The organism is Colwellia sp. MB02u-9 (assembly GCF_014077085.1).
Classification (GTDB): Bacteria; Pseudomonadota; Gammaproteobacteria; order Enterobacterales; family Alteromonadaceae; genus Cognaticolwellia.
Genome location: NZ_JACGVF010000097.1, coordinates 125,376 through 144,656, shown reverse-complemented (window position 1 = coordinate 144,656; position 19,281 = coordinate 125,376). Strand labels below are relative to the sequence as shown.

14 protein-coding genes are annotated in these 19,281 nt (G+C 40.1%); 5 read left to right on the top strand and 9 right to left on the bottom strand.

Features of this window, described 5'->3' with window-relative positions; all coding sequences use genetic code 11:
• Positions 1 to 354: 354 nt before the first annotated feature.
• The gene (locus tag H4J65_RS13670) at positions 355 to 1,701 is read left to right on the top strand and encodes an AarF/ABC1/UbiB kinase family protein (RefSeq protein WP_182198550.1); all 1,347 of its coding nucleotides are present in this window, start codon (positions 355 to 357) and stop codon (positions 1,699 to 1,701) included.
• A gap of 450 nt (positions 1,702 to 2,151) precedes the next feature.
• Here the strand turns inward: H4J65_RS13670 and H4J65_RS13665 are convergent, their stop codons facing one another.
• Genes H4J65_RS13665 through H4J65_RS13645 form a run of 5 tightly spaced genes read right to left on the bottom strand, consistent with a single transcriptional unit; the run spans position 2,152 to position 8,155 of the window.
• Positions 2,152 to 2,367 (bottom strand): formate dehydrogenase subunit delta, encoded by a 216-nt coding sequence (locus H4J65_RS13665; protein WP_182184578.1) that lies wholly within the window; start codon positions 2,365 to 2,367, stop codon positions 2,152 to 2,154.
• 14 nt (positions 2,368 to 2,381) lie between these two features.
• The gene (gene fdhD, locus H4J65_RS13660; RefSeq protein WP_182198549.1) at positions 2,382 to 3,194 is read right to left on the bottom strand and encodes a formate dehydrogenase accessory sulfurtransferase FdhD; all 813 of its coding nucleotides are present in this window, start codon (positions 3,192 to 3,194) and stop codon (positions 2,382 to 2,384) included.
• Positions 3,195 to 3,196: 2 nt separating this feature from the next.
• Positions 3,197 to 6,100, bottom strand: coding sequence for a formate dehydrogenase subunit alpha (gene fdhF, locus H4J65_RS13655; RefSeq protein ID WP_182138189.1), 2,904 nt, complete (start codon positions 6,098 to 6,100; stop codon positions 3,197 to 3,199).
• Positions 6,093 to 7,664 (bottom strand): NADH-quinone oxidoreductase subunit NuoF, encoded by a 1,572-nt coding sequence (locus H4J65_RS13650; RefSeq protein WP_182184576.1) that lies wholly within the window; start codon positions 7,662 to 7,664, stop codon positions 6,093 to 6,095. The genes fdhF and H4J65_RS13650 overlap by 8 nt, the downstream gene beginning before the upstream one ends.
• Positions 7,665 to 7,672: 8 nt before the next feature.
• A complete protein-coding gene (locus H4J65_RS13645) occupies positions 7,673 to 8,155 on the bottom strand; it encodes a formate dehydrogenase subunit gamma (protein WP_182138191.1) in 483 nt (160 codons plus the stop codon).
• A gap of 274 nt (positions 8,156 to 8,429) precedes the next feature.
• On the opposite strand from H4J65_RS13645, the gene H4J65_RS13640 reads away from it, so the two are divergent.
• Positions 8,430 to 9,518 (top strand): substrate-binding domain-containing protein, encoded by a 1,089-nt coding sequence (locus H4J65_RS13640; protein ID WP_182138192.1) that lies wholly within the window; start codon positions 8,430 to 8,432, stop codon positions 9,516 to 9,518.
• Between the two features lie 98 nt (positions 9,519 to 9,616).
• Here the strand turns inward: H4J65_RS13640 and H4J65_RS13635 are convergent, their stop codons facing one another.
• A complete protein-coding gene (locus tag H4J65_RS13635; RefSeq protein ID WP_182184575.1) occupies positions 9,617 to 11,341 on the bottom strand; it encodes an OFA family MFS transporter in 1,725 nt (574 codons plus the stop codon).
• A gap of 607 nt (positions 11,342 to 11,948) precedes the next feature.
• On the bottom strand, positions 11,949 to 12,317 hold the full coding sequence (locus tag H4J65_RS13630) for a hypothetical protein (RefSeq protein WP_259367619.1): 369 nt from the start codon (positions 12,315 to 12,317) through the stop codon (positions 11,949 to 11,951).
• 958 nt (positions 12,318 to 13,275) lie between these two features.
• Between H4J65_RS13630 and H4J65_RS13625 the strand changes: the two genes are divergently transcribed.
• On the top strand, positions 13,276 to 13,476 hold the full coding sequence (locus tag H4J65_RS13625; protein ID WP_182198548.1) for a hypothetical protein: 201 nt from the start codon (positions 13,276 to 13,278) through the stop codon (positions 13,474 to 13,476).
• Entirely contained in the window at positions 13,473 to 15,746 is a 2,274-nt protein-coding gene (locus tag H4J65_RS13620) for an EAL domain-containing protein (RefSeq protein ID WP_259367618.1), read from the top strand. Before H4J65_RS13625 ends, H4J65_RS13620 begins: the two co-directional genes overlap by 4 nt.
• Positions 15,747 to 15,972: 226 nt before the next feature.
• On the opposite strand, the gene H4J65_RS13615 is transcribed toward H4J65_RS13620, so the two are convergent.
• Together H4J65_RS13615 and H4J65_RS13610 are read right to left on the bottom strand one after the other, a co-directional pair.
• A complete protein-coding gene (locus H4J65_RS13615) occupies positions 15,973 to 16,701 on the bottom strand; it encodes a class II aldolase/adducin family protein (RefSeq protein WP_182184573.1) in 729 nt (242 codons plus the stop codon).
• Between the two features lie 62 nt (positions 16,702 to 16,763).
• On the bottom strand, positions 16,764 to 17,900 hold the full coding sequence (locus H4J65_RS13610; RefSeq protein WP_182184572.1) for a TauD/TfdA family dioxygenase: 1,137 nt from the start codon (positions 17,898 to 17,900) through the stop codon (positions 16,764 to 16,766).
• 524 nt (positions 17,901 to 18,424) lie between these two features.
• Here H4J65_RS13610 and H4J65_RS13605 point away from each other — a divergent pair.
• The gene (locus tag H4J65_RS13605; RefSeq protein ID WP_182198547.1) at positions 18,425 to 19,066 is read left to right on the top strand and encodes a DUF5610 domain-containing protein; all 642 of its coding nucleotides are present in this window, start codon (positions 18,425 to 18,427) and stop codon (positions 19,064 to 19,066) included.
• Positions 19,067 to 19,281 lie beyond the last annotated feature (215 nt).

Below are 19,281 nucleotides of genomic sequence, written 5' to 3'. Positions count from 1 at the left end.
ATAATACTTGACTAATTTACTCAAGTATTAATCATATAGTACTTGACTAAATCACTCAAGTATTATGAGTAAAAAAATAATCGCTTTCAATTGACTTATTAAGTCTAAAGTCATGCTGAACAGCACGATACTGACCTGTTCACTGCTATTTTTTCTCTAAAATATTTCATCGGTGAAAAAGTTAACTCGGCTATGCTGCCAAATAAAATGTTTGAGAGGACAGCTAGCACAGGCATCAGCAAAGTTTTTTTGCTAATATTATCGTCGACCCTTGCTGTAAATTCCAGCGAGGCTGCATTAAACAAAACAAAACAAAGGTAGAAGCGTTACCATGCCCAGCGAATCAACTTTACTATGACAGAAAAACGTAACGAGCGAAAAGTACCTTCCGGAAGAATTGCTCGCTTAGCTAAGCTGGGTGGTTTGGCCTCAGCGGTTGCTGGCAATATTGTTAAAGGCGCGACAAAACAAATGCTCAGTGGTCAGCGGCCATCATTAACTCAGTCTTTAATGAATATCGACAACGCGATATCGATCACCAAGCGTCTAGCACATATGCGTGGCGCGGCCATGAAATTGGGTCAACTACTCTCCATGGATGCAGGTGAATTACTGCCTGCTGAATGGGAGCCTATTCTTTCGCGACTGCGCCAAGAAGCTGACCCAATGCCTAAGGCGCAACTAATTAAAACCCTAGAAGCATCTTGGTCAAAAGACTGGTATCAACAATTTAGTTATTTTTCATTTGCCCCCATCGCGTCGGCAAGTATTGGTCAGGTTCATAGAGCTACACTAAAAGATGGTCGTCAGCTGGCGATTAAAGTCCAATACCCCGGGGTCAGAGAAAGCATTGACAGCGACATTGATAACGTCATGAGCTTACTAAAACTGAGCGGTGTATTACCTCAACATATTGATTTGACTAGCTTGCTCGCTGAAGCAAAAGCACAACTTAAAAACGAAGCTAATTATTTGCAGGAAGCCAAATTTCTTAACGCTTATCGTGCAAATCTGCGCAACGATCCTCGCTTTATTGTACCCTTTGTCGTTGACGAGCTAACTGACCAAAACATACTTGCGATGGAATACATTGAAGGTTCTGCCATCACAGATATTAGTACCATGAGTGCTGACATTGTCGATCTAGTATGTAGCCAGTTAATGCACTTAACCTACCAAGAACTGTTCAGCCATAAACTCATGCAAAGTGATCCCAACTTTGCCAATTTTTTGTATCAGAGTGATACGCAAAAAATAGTGTTACTCGATTTTGGAGCCTGCCGGCAGATTGCTCAGCATACCTCAACGCATTATCTCGCTATGGCTGATGCTATGCAGCGCCAAGATACTAACGACATGCGTTCAGCCCTGTATTCGCTTGGTTTAATTGACCATAACATGAGTGCTGCGGCCATAGATACTGTGCTAAAAGCGTGTTTTGAAGCGAGTGATTGTTTGCAAAGTGATACTGGCTATAACTTAAAAAAACAACAGCTAATTAAACGAATTCAAGAAGTTAGCATGCCACTGATTACTGATAAAACAGCCGCAGCATCTCCTATATTTGAGGTGGCATTAGTCAATCGTAAAATTACTGGCATGATATTGCTAGCCAATAAGTTAGGCGCAACACTGGATTTTAAAAGCGCACTTGCTCCTTACTTAATGAAAAGCGCAAAGCAACTGAACGATGAAACATGACACCATTGATAAATGACTTTTACAGGTTTTAAATGATGATGTGAGCCATTGGTATTAGTAACACCATGACGTCAGAAGAGCTATTTAACAATAAAAAATCGACCTGTTAAGGTCTGTAGCACATTAACTATTCCGCCCTAAATATGTCGCCATATTTAGGGCTTAAAAGTGTCATGGCGCCATACTTAGTTTGACAATCATAGTTTGGTAATAAACACACTTAATCGAGTGTATAAAAAAGGCCAGAAACTTAAGCCACGGGCCTTCATTAAAAACGGTCAATATATGCTCGTGCAGGGCACTTACTTGCCATGAAATCTATACCCGATATTTCGCAATATTACTCATGACGATAATGCTATCATCAGCTATTTAAATCTAAATCTATGCATTCAGATTTAACTAGCTGATTTGAATAAGCAGATTTAGATAAGCATGATAATCCAATTATTATAACTGGGCTAATGCTAGTTTTATGGCAGGGGATAATTGTGCACCATCACTATCGGCGTACTTTGTTATGTTTGCTTTCATTGAACGTGCCCAAAATTTCTTCACGTGATTAGCAACGATCATAGCCGTTTCTTCGTCAGTTTTTTTGTAATTATTATTAGTTTCAATTTGGTTGAGCATACTAATTAGATTATCAATTTGAGAACTACTCATCACTATTTTCCTATTTATTTATCGAATTTGGTATAGCAAGTATGTCTACCAGGACGAGCAAAGCCAATTAAATTGAGCTTAGCTTGATTTGCCAAGCTTATTGCTAAGCCAGTTGGCGCCGAAACCGCGACTAATGTGGCGATATTAGCACTGGTTGTTTTTTGTACCATCTCGTAGCTTGCTCTGCTTGAAATGACAACAAAGCCACTTTGGGGGTTGATTTTACGCAGCGCTAAGCTGCCAATTAACTTGTCTAACGCATTGTGTCGACCGACATCTTCACACAAGAGGAGTATCTTGCCAGTATCGTCACACCAGGCTGCGCCATGAACCGCACCGGTTAACGCTTGTAATTTTTGATGCTCACTTAACTGTGACAGTGCATGTTGTATTACTGGCGAAGCGGGCAACGCCTTTGGCGTTACACTCTTAATGGGCCGAATGGCGGTCTCCAGTGATTCACTACCACATAAACCACAGCCTGTACGGCCAGTAAGGTTACGTCGGTGTGATTTTAAAGACATCATACGTTCAGAGCTAATCTCAAGACGTACTTCTATGCCTTTTTTACTGGCGACCAGCTCAATATCATACATTTCAGCCGCGTGATTAATAATGCCTTCAGACAAACTAAAGCCTAAGGAAAACTCGTGTAAATTGGCCGGTGAGGCCATCATAACCGCGTGAGAAATGCCATTATAAACCATGGCAATAGGCACTTCCTCTGCGATACAGTCAAGTTTTTCTTGCTCACTACCTTGCTGCCAATAGTGAACAGGTAGTGTTAAATGGCTTGGTTGCAATTTTGCTTCATCTTCCAGCGTCAAACTTAACTTCCTATAGTGGCTTTTTGTTTTTTAGGTGAACGTTTAAAGTGCTCTTTTTGTTGTGCACTGAATTTTTTATAACGCGTCTGCCAAGCGGATGGCGAGGTGACTTTTTCCACCTGTACCGCAGTGACTTTATATTCAGGACAATTAGTTGCCCAATCCGAACTGTTGGTGGTAATAACGTTAGCGCCACTGATGGGGTGATGGAAGGTAGTGAATACCACGCCACTTTGCATACGTTCACTGACTTTTGCTTTCAGTACAGTATCACCGGCACGGCTGCTAATGCCTAACCAGTCACCATCATTAATACCTCTTTCTTCGGCATCGTTAGGATGTATTTCAAGTAAATCTTCTTGGTGCCAAGTATTGTTCGCGGTGCGTCGTGTTTGCGCCCCAACATTATATTGACTGAGTATTCGCCCAGTGGTTAATAATAACGGAAAGCGTTTGTTAGCGCGATCTTCACTAGCAAGGTAGGGCGTAATTGCAAAACGACCTTTACCAATGGGAAAGCTTTCCACGTGCATGATAGGTGAACCATCAGGAAACTCTTCGTTACAAGGCCACTGAATACTACCCTGTTCGTCCAATTTTTTATAACTGACCATACTAAAAGTAGGCACTAATGAGGCTATCTCATCCATTATTTCAGAAGGATGTTGATAATTCATCGGGTAACCTAAAGCATTAGACAGCTTTTGGGTGACTTCCCAGTCTGCGAATTCAGCTAATGGCTTCATTACTTTACGCACCCGATTTATGCGTCTTTCTGCATTGGTAAAGGTACCATCTTTCTCTAAAAATGAAGAGCCAGGTAAAAATACGTGTGCATATAGCGCGGTTTCATTGAGAAAAATGTCTTGCACAATCAAACACTCTAATGATGACAATGCCGCCTGTACATGTTGGGTGTTAGGATCTGACTGTAAAATGTCTTCTCCTTGCACATACATGGCTTTGAACGTGCCTTCAATGGCGGCATCAAACATGTTTGGAATACGAAAGCCCGGTTCGTTATCTAAGGTTACACCCCAACTTTTTTCAAATTTAGCGCGCAACACATCATCACTGACATGCTGATAACCTGGCAGTTCTTGTGGGAATGAACCCATGTCACAAGAGCCTTGAACATTATTCTGTCCACGCAATGGATTAATACCTACGCCTTCACGGCCTATGTTACCTGTGGCTAATGCTAAGTTTGCTATGCCCATGACCATGGTTGAACCTTGGCTATGCTCGGTAACGCCTAAGCCATAATAAATAGCGCCATTTTTTGCCTTGGCAAAAGCACGAGCGGCAATGCGAACTTGTTCGGCATTAACCGTGGTAATACTTTCCATCGCTTCCGGTGAGTTGATCTCATCAAGAATAAATTCACGCCATGCGTTATATTCATCAGTACGCTGCTCAATGAAATTTTTGTCCTCTAAGCCTTCACTCATAACGACGTGTGCTATGGCATTGATCATAGCAACGTTAGTACCAGGTTTTAGCGGCAGATGATGATTAGCACTTATGTGAGCGGTATTAAGTAAATCAATGGTTCGGGGATCAACGACAATTAACTCTGCGCCTTGGCGCAAGCGTTTACGCAACTGCGAGGCAAACACTGGGTGAGCGTCAGTAGGGTTTGCACCAATAACCATAACAACATCAGATTTCATCACTGAGTCGAAAGTTTGTGTACCCGCAGACTCACCAATGGTTGCTTTGAGTCCATAACCTGTCGGTGAATGACAAACACGAGCGCAGGTGTCGGTATTATTATTACCAAAAGCAGCGCGGATCAATTTTTGTACTAAATAGGTTTCTTCATTGGTACAGCGAGATGAAGTAATACCGCCAACACTTTCACGGCCATATTTAGCCTGAATGTTTTTAATTTTATTGGCGGCAAATTCTAAGGCTTCATCCCAACCGACTACTCGCCATTCTTCATCAATGCTGTCGCGCACCATAGGTTCAGTGACGCGGTCTTTATGAGTTGCATAACCAAAGGCAAAGCGGCCTTTTACACAAGAATGACCTTGGTTGGCTTTACCGCCCTTGTAGGGCACCATGCGTATAACTTCTTCACCTTTCATTTCAGCTTTAAAAGAACAACCAACGCCACAATAGGCACAAGTTGTGATAATACTGTGTTCTGGTTGTCCTTTGTCAATCACTGATTTTTCCATCAGTGTTGCCGTTGGGCAAGCCTGTACGCAGGCGCCACAAGAGACACAATCAGAGGAGGCAAAATCGTTTTCACTGGTACCAGCGCTGACCTTTGAGGCAAAACCTCGACCTTCAATGGTTAAGGCAAAAGTACCTTGAACTTCTTCACAGGCTCTAACACAACGAGAGCAGGTGATACATTTACTAGGTTCGAAGGTAAAATAAGGGTTAGAGTCATCAATCTTGGCGTCAAGATGATTATCGCCATCAAAACCATAACGCACTTCACGTAAGCCAACGGCTCCGGCCATATCTTGTAATTCACAGTCGCCATTACTTGAACAGGTTAAACAGTCAAGTGGGTGATCAGATATATAGAGTTCCATGATATTGCGGCGTAATTTTGCAATGTCATTATTCTCAGTAGACACCACCATGCCTTCTTTAACCGATGTCGTACATGAGGTTGGATAGCCTCTCATACCTTCAATTTGTACCGCACATAAACGACATGAACCAAAGGCTTCGATGTTATCAGTTGCACAAAGTTTAGGAATATTAATATCAGCTATTGCGGCAGCGCGCATTACTGAAGTACCGGCAGCAACCGTTATTTTTACCCCGTCAATTTCAAGACACACTGTTTGTGTTGAGGTGCTGGCAGGAGTGCCATAATCTTTATTAAAATCGATTGGTTTATTCGACGTGGTATTAGTGGCTGGATCATAATAATTAATCATGATTGCTCTCCTGTGTGGTTAAAAAAAAGTCTTGAGGAAAATCAGTAAAAGCACTGCGCACGGGTATAGGTGTCATACTGCCCATTGCGCATAAAGAACCGTCAATCATGGTGTCGCAAAGGTCATTAAGTAAAATCATATTATCAGCACGGCTCTCATCATTTTTTATACGATCAATGACTTCTACACCACGTGTTGAACCAATTCTACAAGGCGTACATTTCCCGCAAGATTCAACCACACAAAATTCCATTGAAAAACGTGCTTGTTCTAGCATATCAACACTGTCATCAAACACGACAATGCCGCCATGACCTAGCACGGCAGAGGCTTTAGAAAATGCTTCATAATCAAGTGGAATATCGAGTTTATGGCTAGGTAAATAAGCGCCTAATGGGCCACCGACTTGAATGGCTTTTATTGGGCGGTTGCTGGCGGTGCCACCAGAAAAGTTATCAATAAGATCTTTTAAACTTGAGCCAAAAGGTAGTTCAATTAATCCACCTTGTTTAATATTACCGGCGAGTTGAAAAGGTAAGGTGCCTCGTGAACGATTTGTGCCATATTGTTGGTAGGCCTGACTGCCTTCACTCATAATAAACGGAATAGCCGCTAGAGACAGTACATTGTTAACAATGGTGGGTTTGCCAAATAATCCTTCTAAAGCCGGAAGTGGTGGCTTAAAGCGCACCATGCCTCTTTTACCTTCTAGTGATTCTAAAAGGGCAGTTTCTTCACCACAAATATAAGCTTCTGCGCCTAATCTCACTTCTAAATTAAAGGTTTTACCACTACCACAAATGTTATTACCTAAATAACCGGCGGCACTAGCAATCTCAATAGCTTGTTGTAATATTTCATCGGCAATAGGATATTCTGAACGTAAATAAATATAGCCTTGGTCGGCACCAACCGCTAATCCGGCAATAATCATGCCTTCAATCAGCATAAAGGGATCACATTCCATGACTAATTTATCGGCAAAGGTGCCAGAATCGCCTTCGTCAGCATTACAGACAATATATTTTTTATCCGCAGTGGCATCTCTTACCGTTTGCCACTTTATACCGGTAGGAAAAGCAGCGCCACCTCGGCCACGAAGACCAGAGTCTACAACAGCGGTGACAATTTCCTGAGTCGATAAAGCGAGTGACTTTTGTAGGCCTTTAAAGCCATCTAAGGCAAGGTATTCATCAAGAGAAACTGGGTCAGTAATACCTGCACGGGCAAAGGTAAGGCGAGTTTGTTTTTTTAGATAGGGAATGTTTTCAGTTAGGCCTAAGGCTAGCGCATGAGCTTGTGGTTTTTCATGGAGAATATTCTGGCTGATATCTTCCATAATGCTTGCAACATCAGCGGATGCTACAGGGCCATATGCCATACGGCCCTGTGCTGTTTCTATTTCAACCATAGGTTCTAACCAAAATAAACCACGTGAGCCATTTCTGATTATTTTTATATCAATATCATGATCGGATAAATAGTGCGTAAATGCTTGAGCAACTTCATGTGCCCCTAAAGAAATAGCGGTACTTTCTCGTGGAATAAAAATTTTTGTTGTCATGGTCACTCTCACTTTAATTCGCGGTCTACATTAGAAAGAATTTCTTCAAACCTCTGATTAGAAATACGGCCATAAAGATCATCATTAATTCTAATGTTAGGGCCAGTTGCACAATTACCGAGACAATAAACACTATCCAAGCTGAATTTTTTATCACTGGTCATTTGATGATAATCAATAGCTAAAAAATCTTTAGCGTGTGCTTCAAGTTCTCGACTTCCTCGAGATTGACATGCTTCTGCACGGCAAATTTGAATTTGATATTTACCAGGAGGAGAAGTGCGAAATTGATGATAAAAACTAATAACACCATGAATTTCTGCTGGTGTTTGTTTTAGTTTTGTCGCTATTCGCTCAATCGCTTGAGAAGATATATAGCCCATTTCTCTTTGAATGGCATGTAATATTGGTAACAGAGAGCCTTCTTTATTTTTCAAAGAATCAATGATGTTTTCCACATTTGATAAGGGGGAAGAAAATTCTATTTTCATACTAACTCCGAAGGCCTGTTATAAAATATACATATGAAGTGAATTGCATATTTGTTATTGTCTTATAGTTCTTTTTATAGCCTGACTATAGCACCATTGTTTTATTATAAGAATATGAATTTTTATTCATAAATGAGTGTTGTTTTAGGTGGCATTAACGCTGCGATTTGACCGCTAACTATAAAGTTTATTAGCTAATGGCATAAAGTATTATTGATAATTAGAACAGCCAAAAATAAAAATAAAACTCAAAAATAATATACAGGTGAAGAAAATGACCAATAAAACACTATTGTCAAAGAGAATTCAAATTAAGCCCGCATGGTCATTTTACGATGAGCAGGGTGAGTATGTAGACCCTCGACTTTTTGTTTTGCTTAATGCGGTACACACATATGGCAAGTTGACGGTAGCGGCAACAAAACTAGGTATGTCGTATCGTCATGTTTGGAATGTACTAAAAAAATGGACTGACTTTTTTGGCTCTGATTTAGTCGAACTTAAAAAAGGTAAAGGCGCACTTTTAACGCCGTTAGGTGAAAAATTACTGTGGGCTGAACAAAGGGCACAGGCTAGATTTGAACCTCAGTTAGTCAGCATTGCATCAGAATTAAATTTAGAAATACAAAAACACTTAATGGTTAAAGAGCCTTTGCTAAAAATTGCGGCAAGCTATGGTTATGCAGTGGCTTTACTGCCTAATTTTACTAATAAATTTAAGCTAGACTTACAATATAAAAGCTATGAAGAGTCATTTGATGCTTTAAGCAAAGGTGAGTGTAATATTGCCGCATTTCACTTACCCACCGACATTGTTAGCCAGCGATTAATTGATATTTATAATAAATATTTTAAAGCTAATACTTATAAAGTCATTCGGTTTGTGACCCGTAAACAAGGCTTAATTGTTAAAAAAGACAACCCTAAAAATATTACAAAAATTTCAGACTTAATGCAGGATGAGGTTAAATTTATTAATCGGCAAAAACATTCAGGTACACGCTTATTAATAGATGAATTACTGGCAAGATCATCAGTAGACTCTAAAAAGGTGATTGGTTTTGATAAATTTGAATTTACACATTCTGCTATCGCTGCTTATGTAGCTTCAGGCATGGCCGATGTTGGCATTGGTATTGAAACCGCCGCTCGTCAATTTGGTCTGGATTTTATCCCATTAACCACTGAACACTACGTGTTGGTTTGTCATCACAAGACCCTTAAAGAACTCTCCGTACAGCGCTTAATTACCGAGATAAAAAGTGATAGATTTCATGAGGAAGTATCAAAATTAGCGGGCTATGAGTCTATTGCTTGTGGTGATATTGCGGATTTAGAAGATATGTTACCTTGGCAAGTTTAAGGATAAAAGCACCAGTTATCTTGATTGCCATAATAAATATAAAACCGCTTTAAACGAATTTAAAGCGGTTTGAATTGTAGCTTTACAAGTTGAAAATATTAACCCTTAGGGTGTGTATTTTCAACGTGATGTTTAGCCTCTACAGGGCGAATAGTTAAGTTGGCAAAGAAAGCAACAACTAACAACGCAGCCATAGCATACATAGTAGTGTTATATAAGCTTGGTGTTGGGTCAATAGTACCGGCTGGCACTAATTCCATTAACTTACTTACCGTCACTGTTTTTGCTGCAACAAGTTCATTTAACTGACTAACGGCAGAGCCAAATTTAGCCTGGAATACCGCAGGATCTATTTTTGCTACTAAGTCAGTTATGGCGTCATTGACCGACATATTTCTAAGATACGTGATAGCAAATGGACCTAAAACACCAGCGGTTGCCCATGCGGTTAACAAGCGACCATGTATACCACCGACATGTAATGTACCAAATATATCGGCTAAATAAGCTGGAATAGTTGCAAAACCACCACCATACATAGTGAAGATAACCATGGTGGCACCGTAGAACATAACTAACCAAACCGTAGATGGATCTGCACTGACTTGAGATGCAGCATAAGGTATTGATAAGTATAGTAGCGTTCCTAACACAAAGAAAAAGTGGTAAGTGTTTTTTCTGCCAATGAAATCAGAAATTGATGCCCAGAAAAATCGACCACACATATTAAAGACCGAAATCATTAATACGTAAGTACCGGCAAAGGCCGCGGTAGCTACATCAGGTAAGGTCGAACCAAAAATATCAACCATCATAGTTTTAGCCACACCAATAACACCAATACCGGCTGTTACGTTAAAACAAAGTACAACCCATAATTTCCAGAATTGTGGTGTTTTTAGTGCTTGATCAATATGTACATCGTTATGTGAGATCATACTTTTTGCAGATTCATCTTTCTCTGGAGGAGTCCAACCTTCAGGTGTCCACCCTTCAGCCGGCACACGATACGAGAACGAGGCAATAATCATCACAATAAAATAAACAATACCTAGTGTCAGGAATGTTCCTGCAGCACCAGTATCACCCGTACCTACAATATAAACACCTGCATCACCAGGAAAAGCCATATTTGCCGCTTCACCAGCCGTTGCAACAATAACTTCCACTGTACCCGAAGCTGTTTCTGCAAAACGCTTGCCCGCTTCAGTTATTAGTTTTACAGCACCTTCTGTGCCTAAATAAGTAGGAGCAACAGCATGGAATTTTAACAAAGCAGCAATAAGTGGAGCACCGATCATTGCACCGCCACCAAATCCCATAATAGCCATACCCGTAGCCATACCGCGTTTATCAGGGAACCAACGCAGCAAAGTAGACACAGGTGAAACATAGCCTAAACCTAGACCACAGCCCCCAAGCGCACCATAACCCAGGTAAACAAGCCACAATTGATGGGTTGATATACCAACACTACCTATGATAAAACCGCCACCCCAAAGAAATGCAGCAGTAACACCAACACAGCGAGGACCGACTTTTTCTAGCCATTTTCCAGCGACTGCGGCAGATAAACCAAGAAAAACAATAGCAACAGAAAATATCCAAACCACGTTACTTAAAGACCAATCTCCAGATGAACTAGTCACTACGCCTAATTCTTTAATAAGCGCAGGGTTAAAAATACTCCATGCGTAAACAGAACCAATACATAAATGAATTGCAATAGATGCTGGTGGGACTAGCCAGCGATTAAACCCCGATTTAGCAATTATTTTATCTTTCATTAAGAAAGAAAAAAAGCCCCCACTTTTATTTGACATTATTTAATACCTTATAGCTACAGCTTGATATAAATATTTATACTCGTACAACTAGCACACTGATGAAGGGTAATTACAGAAGCTATTTATTTTCAAAAAATAATATTTGAGCATAAAATATATAATGTTTTACCGTTATTCTTTGTTCTAAATTATTCACAGTTAAGCTGAATCAAGTATAAAAAAAGAGAATAATTAAGGTGAATGTATGTTTTTATAAAAGCCTGATAGTTAAAACTAACCACAGTTTTTATATCTTTTTTTGACAATCAATTTAACTACCTTGTTTTTATTAACACAAGTATATGAATTAAATTACATATATTGGTTTTTTATTACCCAAAAACTATACCATTGGAGTATTAGCATTAAAATATGAATGAATATTCATATTAAGTGATTATTTGTGACTGCCTAAGGTAGACACTTTTAGTGGTTCACTTAGTGTTATCAATAATGAGTTAACCCCAAGTGCTGTAACGGTTACCTTCATCTGTAAAGGCTAATTAGAGTGTTGTTTATCGTTAAATCATTGTTTTATTTTTTGTGCGCTGCACTTCTTAGGGTAGCAATTTTTAGCATCAGGTTTTTAGAACTAGATTGTCGACTAATGAATGGTGTGTTGTTGCTTGTCCCACAGACTTCCTTGCCAATGAGAGATGGTTCCAGCCGCTTGGCAGCTATCGCAATGCCACTCAATTAGGCTAAGGTTAATACAGCTTGCTTCAATGTCTCCCTCGCAATGCAGTTGCTCAGCGCGAGTGTTGCATTTCAAATTTACAGCAACTAAGTCAATATCAACTATTGGCGGCTCTGTATGCGTAGAAACCGATGATGCAATACGCTCAGAAACCGATGATACAATTTTACTGAGAAATTTGAACACTGTTTTTGCTTGTTCAGTCAGTGCGAGTAATTTACCTTCGTCGTCCAGAAAATGTCTTAAATCTGTTTTTAATACCATAGGTTTTTTCAATCAAAGTCTGCTAATGCGCCTAAGATATAGTACTTAACGCTTTTGGTACATTATTTCTCAGTTAATACTGCTCAGTTAATCCAGCTAAGTTAATATTATTAGGCTGACAGTTGGGTTGGATAAATACAACCGTTAGACTAATCAATACGATTAACCTTGAACATAAATTCGTCAAGCTAAACGCATAGATTTTAAGCACTGAATCACTGTTTTATTGACCAACAAATAGTCAATGTTCATTCGGTTAATTAGACGCTATGCTACATTATTTCTCCGATTACTTTTACAGGTTATTGTGGTCTTAGGACTGAAATTATTGTCCGCCTCTACTCATCACATTTATTGATCACATTACAGCCTATTATCAGCAAAAGTTAACTTTCTTGTTGCACGCCGAGGGAATTTACCTAGGTAGCCTTGCCTTAATTATAAGTTATATCGGCTCAGGTGATAATATATAAAAACATCAATAGCAACGATCAGTTAACAAACAAATAACCTTTATCGAACTGCTTATGTGCTAATCTGCTGACTTCTGTGAAAGTGAAGTTAAAAGGAAGTTAAAATCATTTACATTGCAATGACTTTAAAGCTCTTTTTTTTCTCTTCCTAAATCTATTTAATCAATGACTTATAATTTACGTCTAGGGCTGTGGCTTTTCTCATTTAGGGATATTTTAGCATCTAGACTCAGCTTTTATTTATACCTAAAAGTGAGTGATTGTTAATGGTACTTAACTTTTGATTCAGCGTTACTAATAAAAATTTAATTTAATTTTGATTATGTTTCAGCGCCATTTTCTGAGTTAAAGACCAAGGTGGTCTAACATTCACTTTTGTATTTAAAAATGAAAATCCTCCATTGAAAAATAGCGGTTTACATAAAAAATATGAAATATTCTCGGCTAATAATGGAAAACGACTCTCTCATAATGAGACAGCAAAGTAGACTAACTCTGTGATCAAATTTCTGAAAAAATTCAGTAAATTAATTGTTGTGATGACATCAGCCATTGTGGGTGTCGGCTCTTATTTTTCTGGTTTTTATGCCTTTTCAAAGACAGAAGCGGTAATTAACAGCATAGTTATTAACTTTACCTATATTAGTCAAACTAAGGTGTTTGAGTCAGTGTTATATAAAATGGAACTTGCCAAATGAATTCGCCTGTAAAATCAGTCAAGCTGCTGGCTAAAGAGTTACGCCATCGTGCAGAAGTGAAGCTAACAAAACAAACGGTTCCTAGTGACTCTGCAGCGCAAAAAATGCTACACGAATTGCAGGTGCATCAAATTGAACTGGAAATGCAGAACGAAGAGTTACATCAAGCGCAGAGAACACAAAAATTACATTACCGTTATACTGAGCTATTTGAATTTGCCCCTATTGGCTACTTTTCTTTTGATGTAAATGCCATCATTAATCAGGTCAATTTTCGAGGGGCTAGTTTACTGGGTATTGAGCGAGCTAACTTGGTCAATAAACAGTTTTTAAACTACGTAAACGCTCAATATCGAGATAGCTTGAAATCTTGCCTATTCAAAGCATTTGCCGGCAGTGGTATCCAATCTTGTGAGATTTTAGCGGAAGTTGGTACCAAAATATTGTGGCTGAATATTGAGGCAAATCTTGGTATTACAGGTACTGACTGTCTTGTTGCGGTAACGGACATTAGTGAAAGAAAAAAAATTGAACATGAGCAAAAGCTCGCTAATGAAGAGAAAGAAAAACTAGTCGACGAATTAGCCCTTGCCGCCAAGGTTTTCACTCACGCCCGCGAAGGCATTTTAATTACTGATACTAAAGGTATTATTATTGAAGTTAACGACGCCTTCACTGAGATCACCGGCTATAGTCGCGAAGACTCTCTTGGTCAAAATCCAAGCCTTTTACAATCAGGACGCCAATCAGCAGAATTTTATATCGCCATGTGGAAAACAATTTTTACCACAGGAGAGTGGTACGGAGAAATCTGGAATAAACGCAAAAATGGTGAAGTATATCCAGAAATTATGACCATTTGTGCCGTGCATAACGATGCTGGCGAGTTACAAAATTATTTAGCTATGTTTGGTGACATCAGTGTGATGAAAAGCAAGATAAAAAAACTTGAGCATATCACTCACTACGACTTACTGACCAACCTGCCCAATCGTGTTTTACTTGCCGACCGATTAACTCAAGCTATGTTGCAGTGCAAGCGCCGTCAGCAGTCACTTGCGGTGGTATTTCTAGATTTAGATGGTTTTAAACAGATCAATGACAGCTATGGACATGATTTAGGTGATGAACTGCTCATTGCTCTCTCAATTCGCATGAAAGGTGCATTACGTGAAGGTGATACTTTAGCTCGCTTTGGCGGCGATGAATTTGTCGCGGTATTAACCGATTTAAGTAAAGTTGAAGACTGTAAGGCGACATTAGAGCGCTTATTACGGGCAGTGTCAGAGCCTGTTGCCTTAGGTGATGTGGTGTTAAATGTATCAGCCAGTATTGGCGCCACCCTTTATCCGCAAGACAATGCGGAGGCAGACTTGCTTATGCGTCATGCTGATCAAGCTATGCATGTGGCTAAAGAGTCGGGTAAAAATTGCTATCATTTATTTGATACTGCTGAAAATGTCGCCATTAAATTACAACTAGACAACCTAAAGACTATTCGTAGCGCATTAGACAACGAACAATTTGTCCTCCATTATCAGCCTAAAGTTAATATGAGGACAGGCTTGGTGACGGGTGTTGAGGCGCTGATTCGTTGGCAACATCCCGAGCGAGGCTTATTAAACCCCTTTGAGTTCTTGCCCTTGATTGAAAATCACCCTATGAGTATCGAAATGGGTGAATGGGTTATTGATACGGCATTGAGACAAATTAGCCAATGGCAAACCATAGGACTTATCTTACCCACAGGTATAAGTGTAAATATTGCTGCCATGCAATTACAGCAGCCTGATTTTACCAATAAACTCACTAGGCTACTAGCCGCCCATGCAGATGTTGAAGCACGCCATTTAGAACTAGAAGTGTTAGAAACAAGTGCCTTAGATGATGTGATTCGGGTCTCAACCACCATGAATGACTGTATGGCGTTAGGCGTAAATTTTTCTTTAGATGATTTTGGTACTGGCTATTCGTCTCTGACTTATCTTAGACGTTTACCTGCCAACCTGATTAAAATAGATCAAAGCTTTGTGCGAGATATGCTAGTGAATGTTGACGATTTGGCCATTGTTGAAGGCGTCATTGCTTTAGCTAAATCATTCAAGCGTGAAGTGATTGCAGAAGGCGTTGAAACGATTGAACACGGCACAGCGCTATTGCAACTGGGCTGTGAATTAGCACAAGGTTACGGCATTGCCAGACCTATGCCTGCGAGTGATATTCCCGCGTGGATTAGTTGTTGGAAGCCTGATATTAGTTGGCAAAGCTAAATAAAACGCCGTATGGCTTGAAACCCATCTAGGTTAGAATGAGGCCAGATTGACTCTGGCCTCATTCTAACCTAGTTCAGGCCTAGTTCAGGCCTAGTTCAGATCTAACTCAGATCTAACTCAGATCTAACTATCGCCTGATGTTGGTATAACGCCTGATCAAACATAGTTTTTTGTCACACAACTGAGACATTTTAAAGCGCGAGTATGGGGTAATAAGGTATTATTATTCCCGATACGAGCTACCCTTTTTATCGAGCATAGCTTTTTGCTGCTCAAAATGAGCGTAAGACTGCCCTCGAAACTCATCCCAACTTTCTGCTGTTTGTCGCGCTAACTCATGAGAGAGAATATTCAGAGGCTGGCCGGTGGAATAAGCCAACACCATAGTCTTACAAGCTTTTTCCAGATAATACAGATCCTCAAAAGCTTCGGCGATCGTCGCGCCAGTAACCGTAATGCCGTGATTACCCATCATTAAAGCATTTTTACCGGCCAGGCTATCCACGATGCGTTTGCCTTCTGTATCACTGGTGGCAATACCGCCAAAACTTTCATCATAGGCGATGCGCTCAAAGAAGCGCGCGGTATTGTTATCAATGGGCAATATACGTGGATCTTTTAACGTTGAGAGTACAGTGGCATAGGTAGAATGTAGGTGCAGAATAACTCGGGCTGTTGGCAATAACGCATGCATATTGCCATGAATACTCCAAGCCGAAGCATCAGGCGCTTGGTCAGTCTGCATAATACTATCGTCTTCACTATCCAGTAACTGTAGATTACTTGCCGTAACATTTGAAAAATGCATCCAGCGACGGTTCATCAGGAATTTTTTACCATCTGCAGAGACCGCAGCGCTTAAATGATTGGCCACTGACTCATGCATATCCATTTCATAAATAAGCCTGAAAGCAGCGGCCAAATCGACGCGTAATTCTTGTTCTGTTTGCATTTTGCTTATCCTCAATTTTCTTATCCTCAATAGATTTCGACTGATTAGGTCTCTAGTGATGGCTAAAGTGGCGCCGTTACTTCTGCTTCTGCTTTTGGATAGCTAGCACGTAAAACACGGTAAACACTGCGCAGATCGCCTCGGTCAACATAACAACCCCGTAAGTGCCTTGCGCCACTGCCCTTGATAAAGGAAGCTCGGCCGTGAGCGATGCGGTGGTTGTCGAACACCATACATTCGCCAGCATTTAGGCGAAAGGTCATCAAATATTGAGCGTCTTGTAGCATCTGTCCAAACTTACGAAAAGCGGGATAAAAAGTATCCATTTCACGCTGAGAAAAATCAAATACATCAGCTAAGTGCTGACTAAAATTAATACCGCTAACCTCACCATTATTAGGGTCGAGTTCGATTATTCGCTGCTTAGTGCGTACATCTTGATAGTGGGTGGTATAGCGATAAGGCACTTGGTATTCTGTCAGTATTTTGAAGTATTGTGGATAGCTTTGTTTTAAGGCGTTGGCCACGGTAGTTGCATCGACAAACAAGCTGTTGCCGCCTTCTGCATCATTAACCCTACAGTGCAAGAACTGGATACCTGGAGCCAGTTCTTCCGCAGGTAAATCAGTATGTAACTCAAGTGCTTTGCTGGTGTAAGCAAGATTTTCAGGATTAGCTTTAGACTGGACATCAAAGGTGTAACCAGAAAAAGAGGGCCGCACAGTGCCAAACAGTTCGCATAGGGTTTTCAGCCCTTCGTTTGAATTTGGCATATCTTGAATCAGGGCAACACCTTCATCTAACATGGCCTCTGCCCAATCAGCTACACTGGCGGGGTTAGCCATCACATCGTCATAGCTAAAACGCGCCATGTTTGGGTAGTGATCGCCGTACCAAGTTTTACGGGCACGAACGGCCAAATCACCATGGTTTTCTCCCTTGTGCCAACGTTCAAGCCAGTCTAGGTTGTAACGACTTTGATAGCCATCGCTCCAAATAACTTCCAGTGAGGCTGCATTTATCCAGGCGCTTGTTGCGTGTAAATCATCAGCTTCATCAAGAATATCAAAGGTGCGTTCCTGAGTGCTGCTATCCCATGAGGTGGCGCAATTATCGCGTAACCAGAAGTAATTGAAATAAACCATTTCTGCGTTCATCGGGAGTTCTATACCGGTTTTCAGTAATACAATATCAGACATTCAGCAGCGCTTATTTTTGTTTATTTTAAAATTGAAATTGTAGCATTTGGGCCATCTAATGTCGAAAATACCAGGGGGGAATTGCCGTACTAAGTGCTTAATAAAGTATCATTGTTTTTTAAAAAAAATGATTAAAGCTGCGCGCTATTCATTATCGTTAGCCATGCCACTAGCGTGTGAAATAATAAAGTCAGCATAGGCCAAAATTAACCTGTAATGGTCACTGACAATTTTTGATAAAACAGCATTATGATGATGAGTGTAAGCTTGCGTTGAGTGAGATAGTTACAGGGTAAACTTAAGTTACACTTAATGGTGCCGATACTTGTTATATCAATTTCATTAATTAGGTGGTCTATTTTATACGCAGGAAAAATGGCCAAATATAAGACATTTATTTTAATAACGAGTTGTGCAAATTATTAAATAAATAACGCAGTAGTGGGTTATTTTAACCAGTAAAAATGATCAGGTAATGAGTGATATTGGTACCCTATATGCTTTGATAAACCGAGGTAAATTTTATGAGCTCAACAATTAAACCTAATGATAGCTATAGCCAAGAGGTTCGAACATTAGCAAACGCCTCAGATAAAACCTTGAACAAGCCAAAGGGGCAGCAAATATCTGAGTTGGCTAATGATAAAAATATTGTTAAATCACAAGACTCTATTTATGCCAACCATAAAAAGCAGCTTAATGCCGCTATTATAGAATCTTCACTGAAGTTCAATACCACCATGGGCGATCAGCCGCTGTCATTGTTGTTAAAAACTGCATTACAGGGCATAAACGAAGCGCTTAAGGAAACCTGGGCTGATAATCCTGTTGAAAGTAGCGTTGAAGACAGTTATCAGTCGGGGGTTGATTTCAGCCCTGAAGCAACAGCAGAGCGTATTGTTGCTTTTAGTACTCAGTTTCTAGGTGCTTATCAAGAGCAGCATCCTGAAATGGCTGCAGAAGAATCGTTAACGGCTTTTGTTGATATTATCAGTGGCGGTATAGAGCAAGGTTTTGCTGAAGCCAAGGATATTTTAGGTGATTTAAAAGTATTGGCGGGCGATATTAGCCATAATATTGATAAAACTTATCAGTTGGTGCAAGCAGGGCTACAGTCTTTTGTTGAAGCTTTAAGTGCTAAAGAAGTCGATCAGCTTGAACCGTAACAAGGATAATAGTCGGTTATTTAGCCAGCGGTAACGGTGAACATTTACCATGAAGTACGGCTATATCGAGCCACTTTAAACAATTTACTTGGCTGAGGTTTCTATTGTTTTTATTTAAATAAGCAACTAAAACAAGATGTTAATGTTGATTTTTGCTTTTTCTAGTTAGGTGTGAAATTAATTTCATAGCCATATTTTATAGTGATGAGCGCTAG

Excerpts from the sequence above, each read along its gene's own strand:
- H4J65_RS13620 (WP_259367618.1), top strand. The coding sequence starts at position 13,473 with ATGAATTCGCCTGTAAAATCAGTCAAGCTGCTGGCTAAAGAGTTACGC.
- H4J65_RS13670 (WP_182198550.1), top strand. The coding sequence starts at position 355 with ATGACAGAAAAACGTAACGAGCGAAAAGTACCTTCCGGAAGAATTGCT.
- H4J65_RS13645 (WP_182138191.1), bottom strand. The coding sequence starts at position 8,155 with ATGAAAATAGAATTTTCTTCCCCCTTATCAAATGTGGAAAACATCATT.
- H4J65_RS13650 (WP_182184576.1), bottom strand. The coding sequence starts at position 7,664 with ATGACAACAAAAATTTTTATTCCACGAGAAAGTACCGCTATTTCTTTA.
- H4J65_RS13665 (WP_182184578.1), bottom strand. The coding sequence starts at position 2,367 with ATGAGTAGTTCTCAAATTGATAATCTAATTAGTATGCTCAACCAAATT.
- fdhF (WP_182138189.1), bottom strand. The coding sequence starts at position 6,100 with ATGATTAATTATTATGATCCAGCCACTAATACCACGTCGAATAAACCA.
- H4J65_RS13640 (WP_182138192.1), top strand. The coding sequence starts at position 8,430 with ATGACCAATAAAACACTATTGTCAAAGAGAATTCAAATTAAGCCCGCA.
- H4J65_RS13610 (WP_182184572.1), bottom strand. The coding sequence starts at position 17,900 with ATGTCTGATATTGTATTACTGAAAACCGGTATAGAACTCCCGATGAAC.
- H4J65_RS13635 (WP_182184575.1), bottom strand. The coding sequence starts at position 11,341 with ATGTCAAATAAAAGTGGGGGCTTTTTTTCTTTCTTAATGAAAGATAAA.
- H4J65_RS13615 (WP_182184573.1), bottom strand. The coding sequence starts at position 16,701 with ATGCAAACAGAACAAGAATTACGCGTCGATTTGGCCGCTGCTTTCAGG.
- H4J65_RS13605 (WP_182198547.1), top strand. The coding sequence starts at position 18,425 with ATGAGCTCAACAATTAAACCTAATGATAGCTATAGCCAAGAGGTTCGA.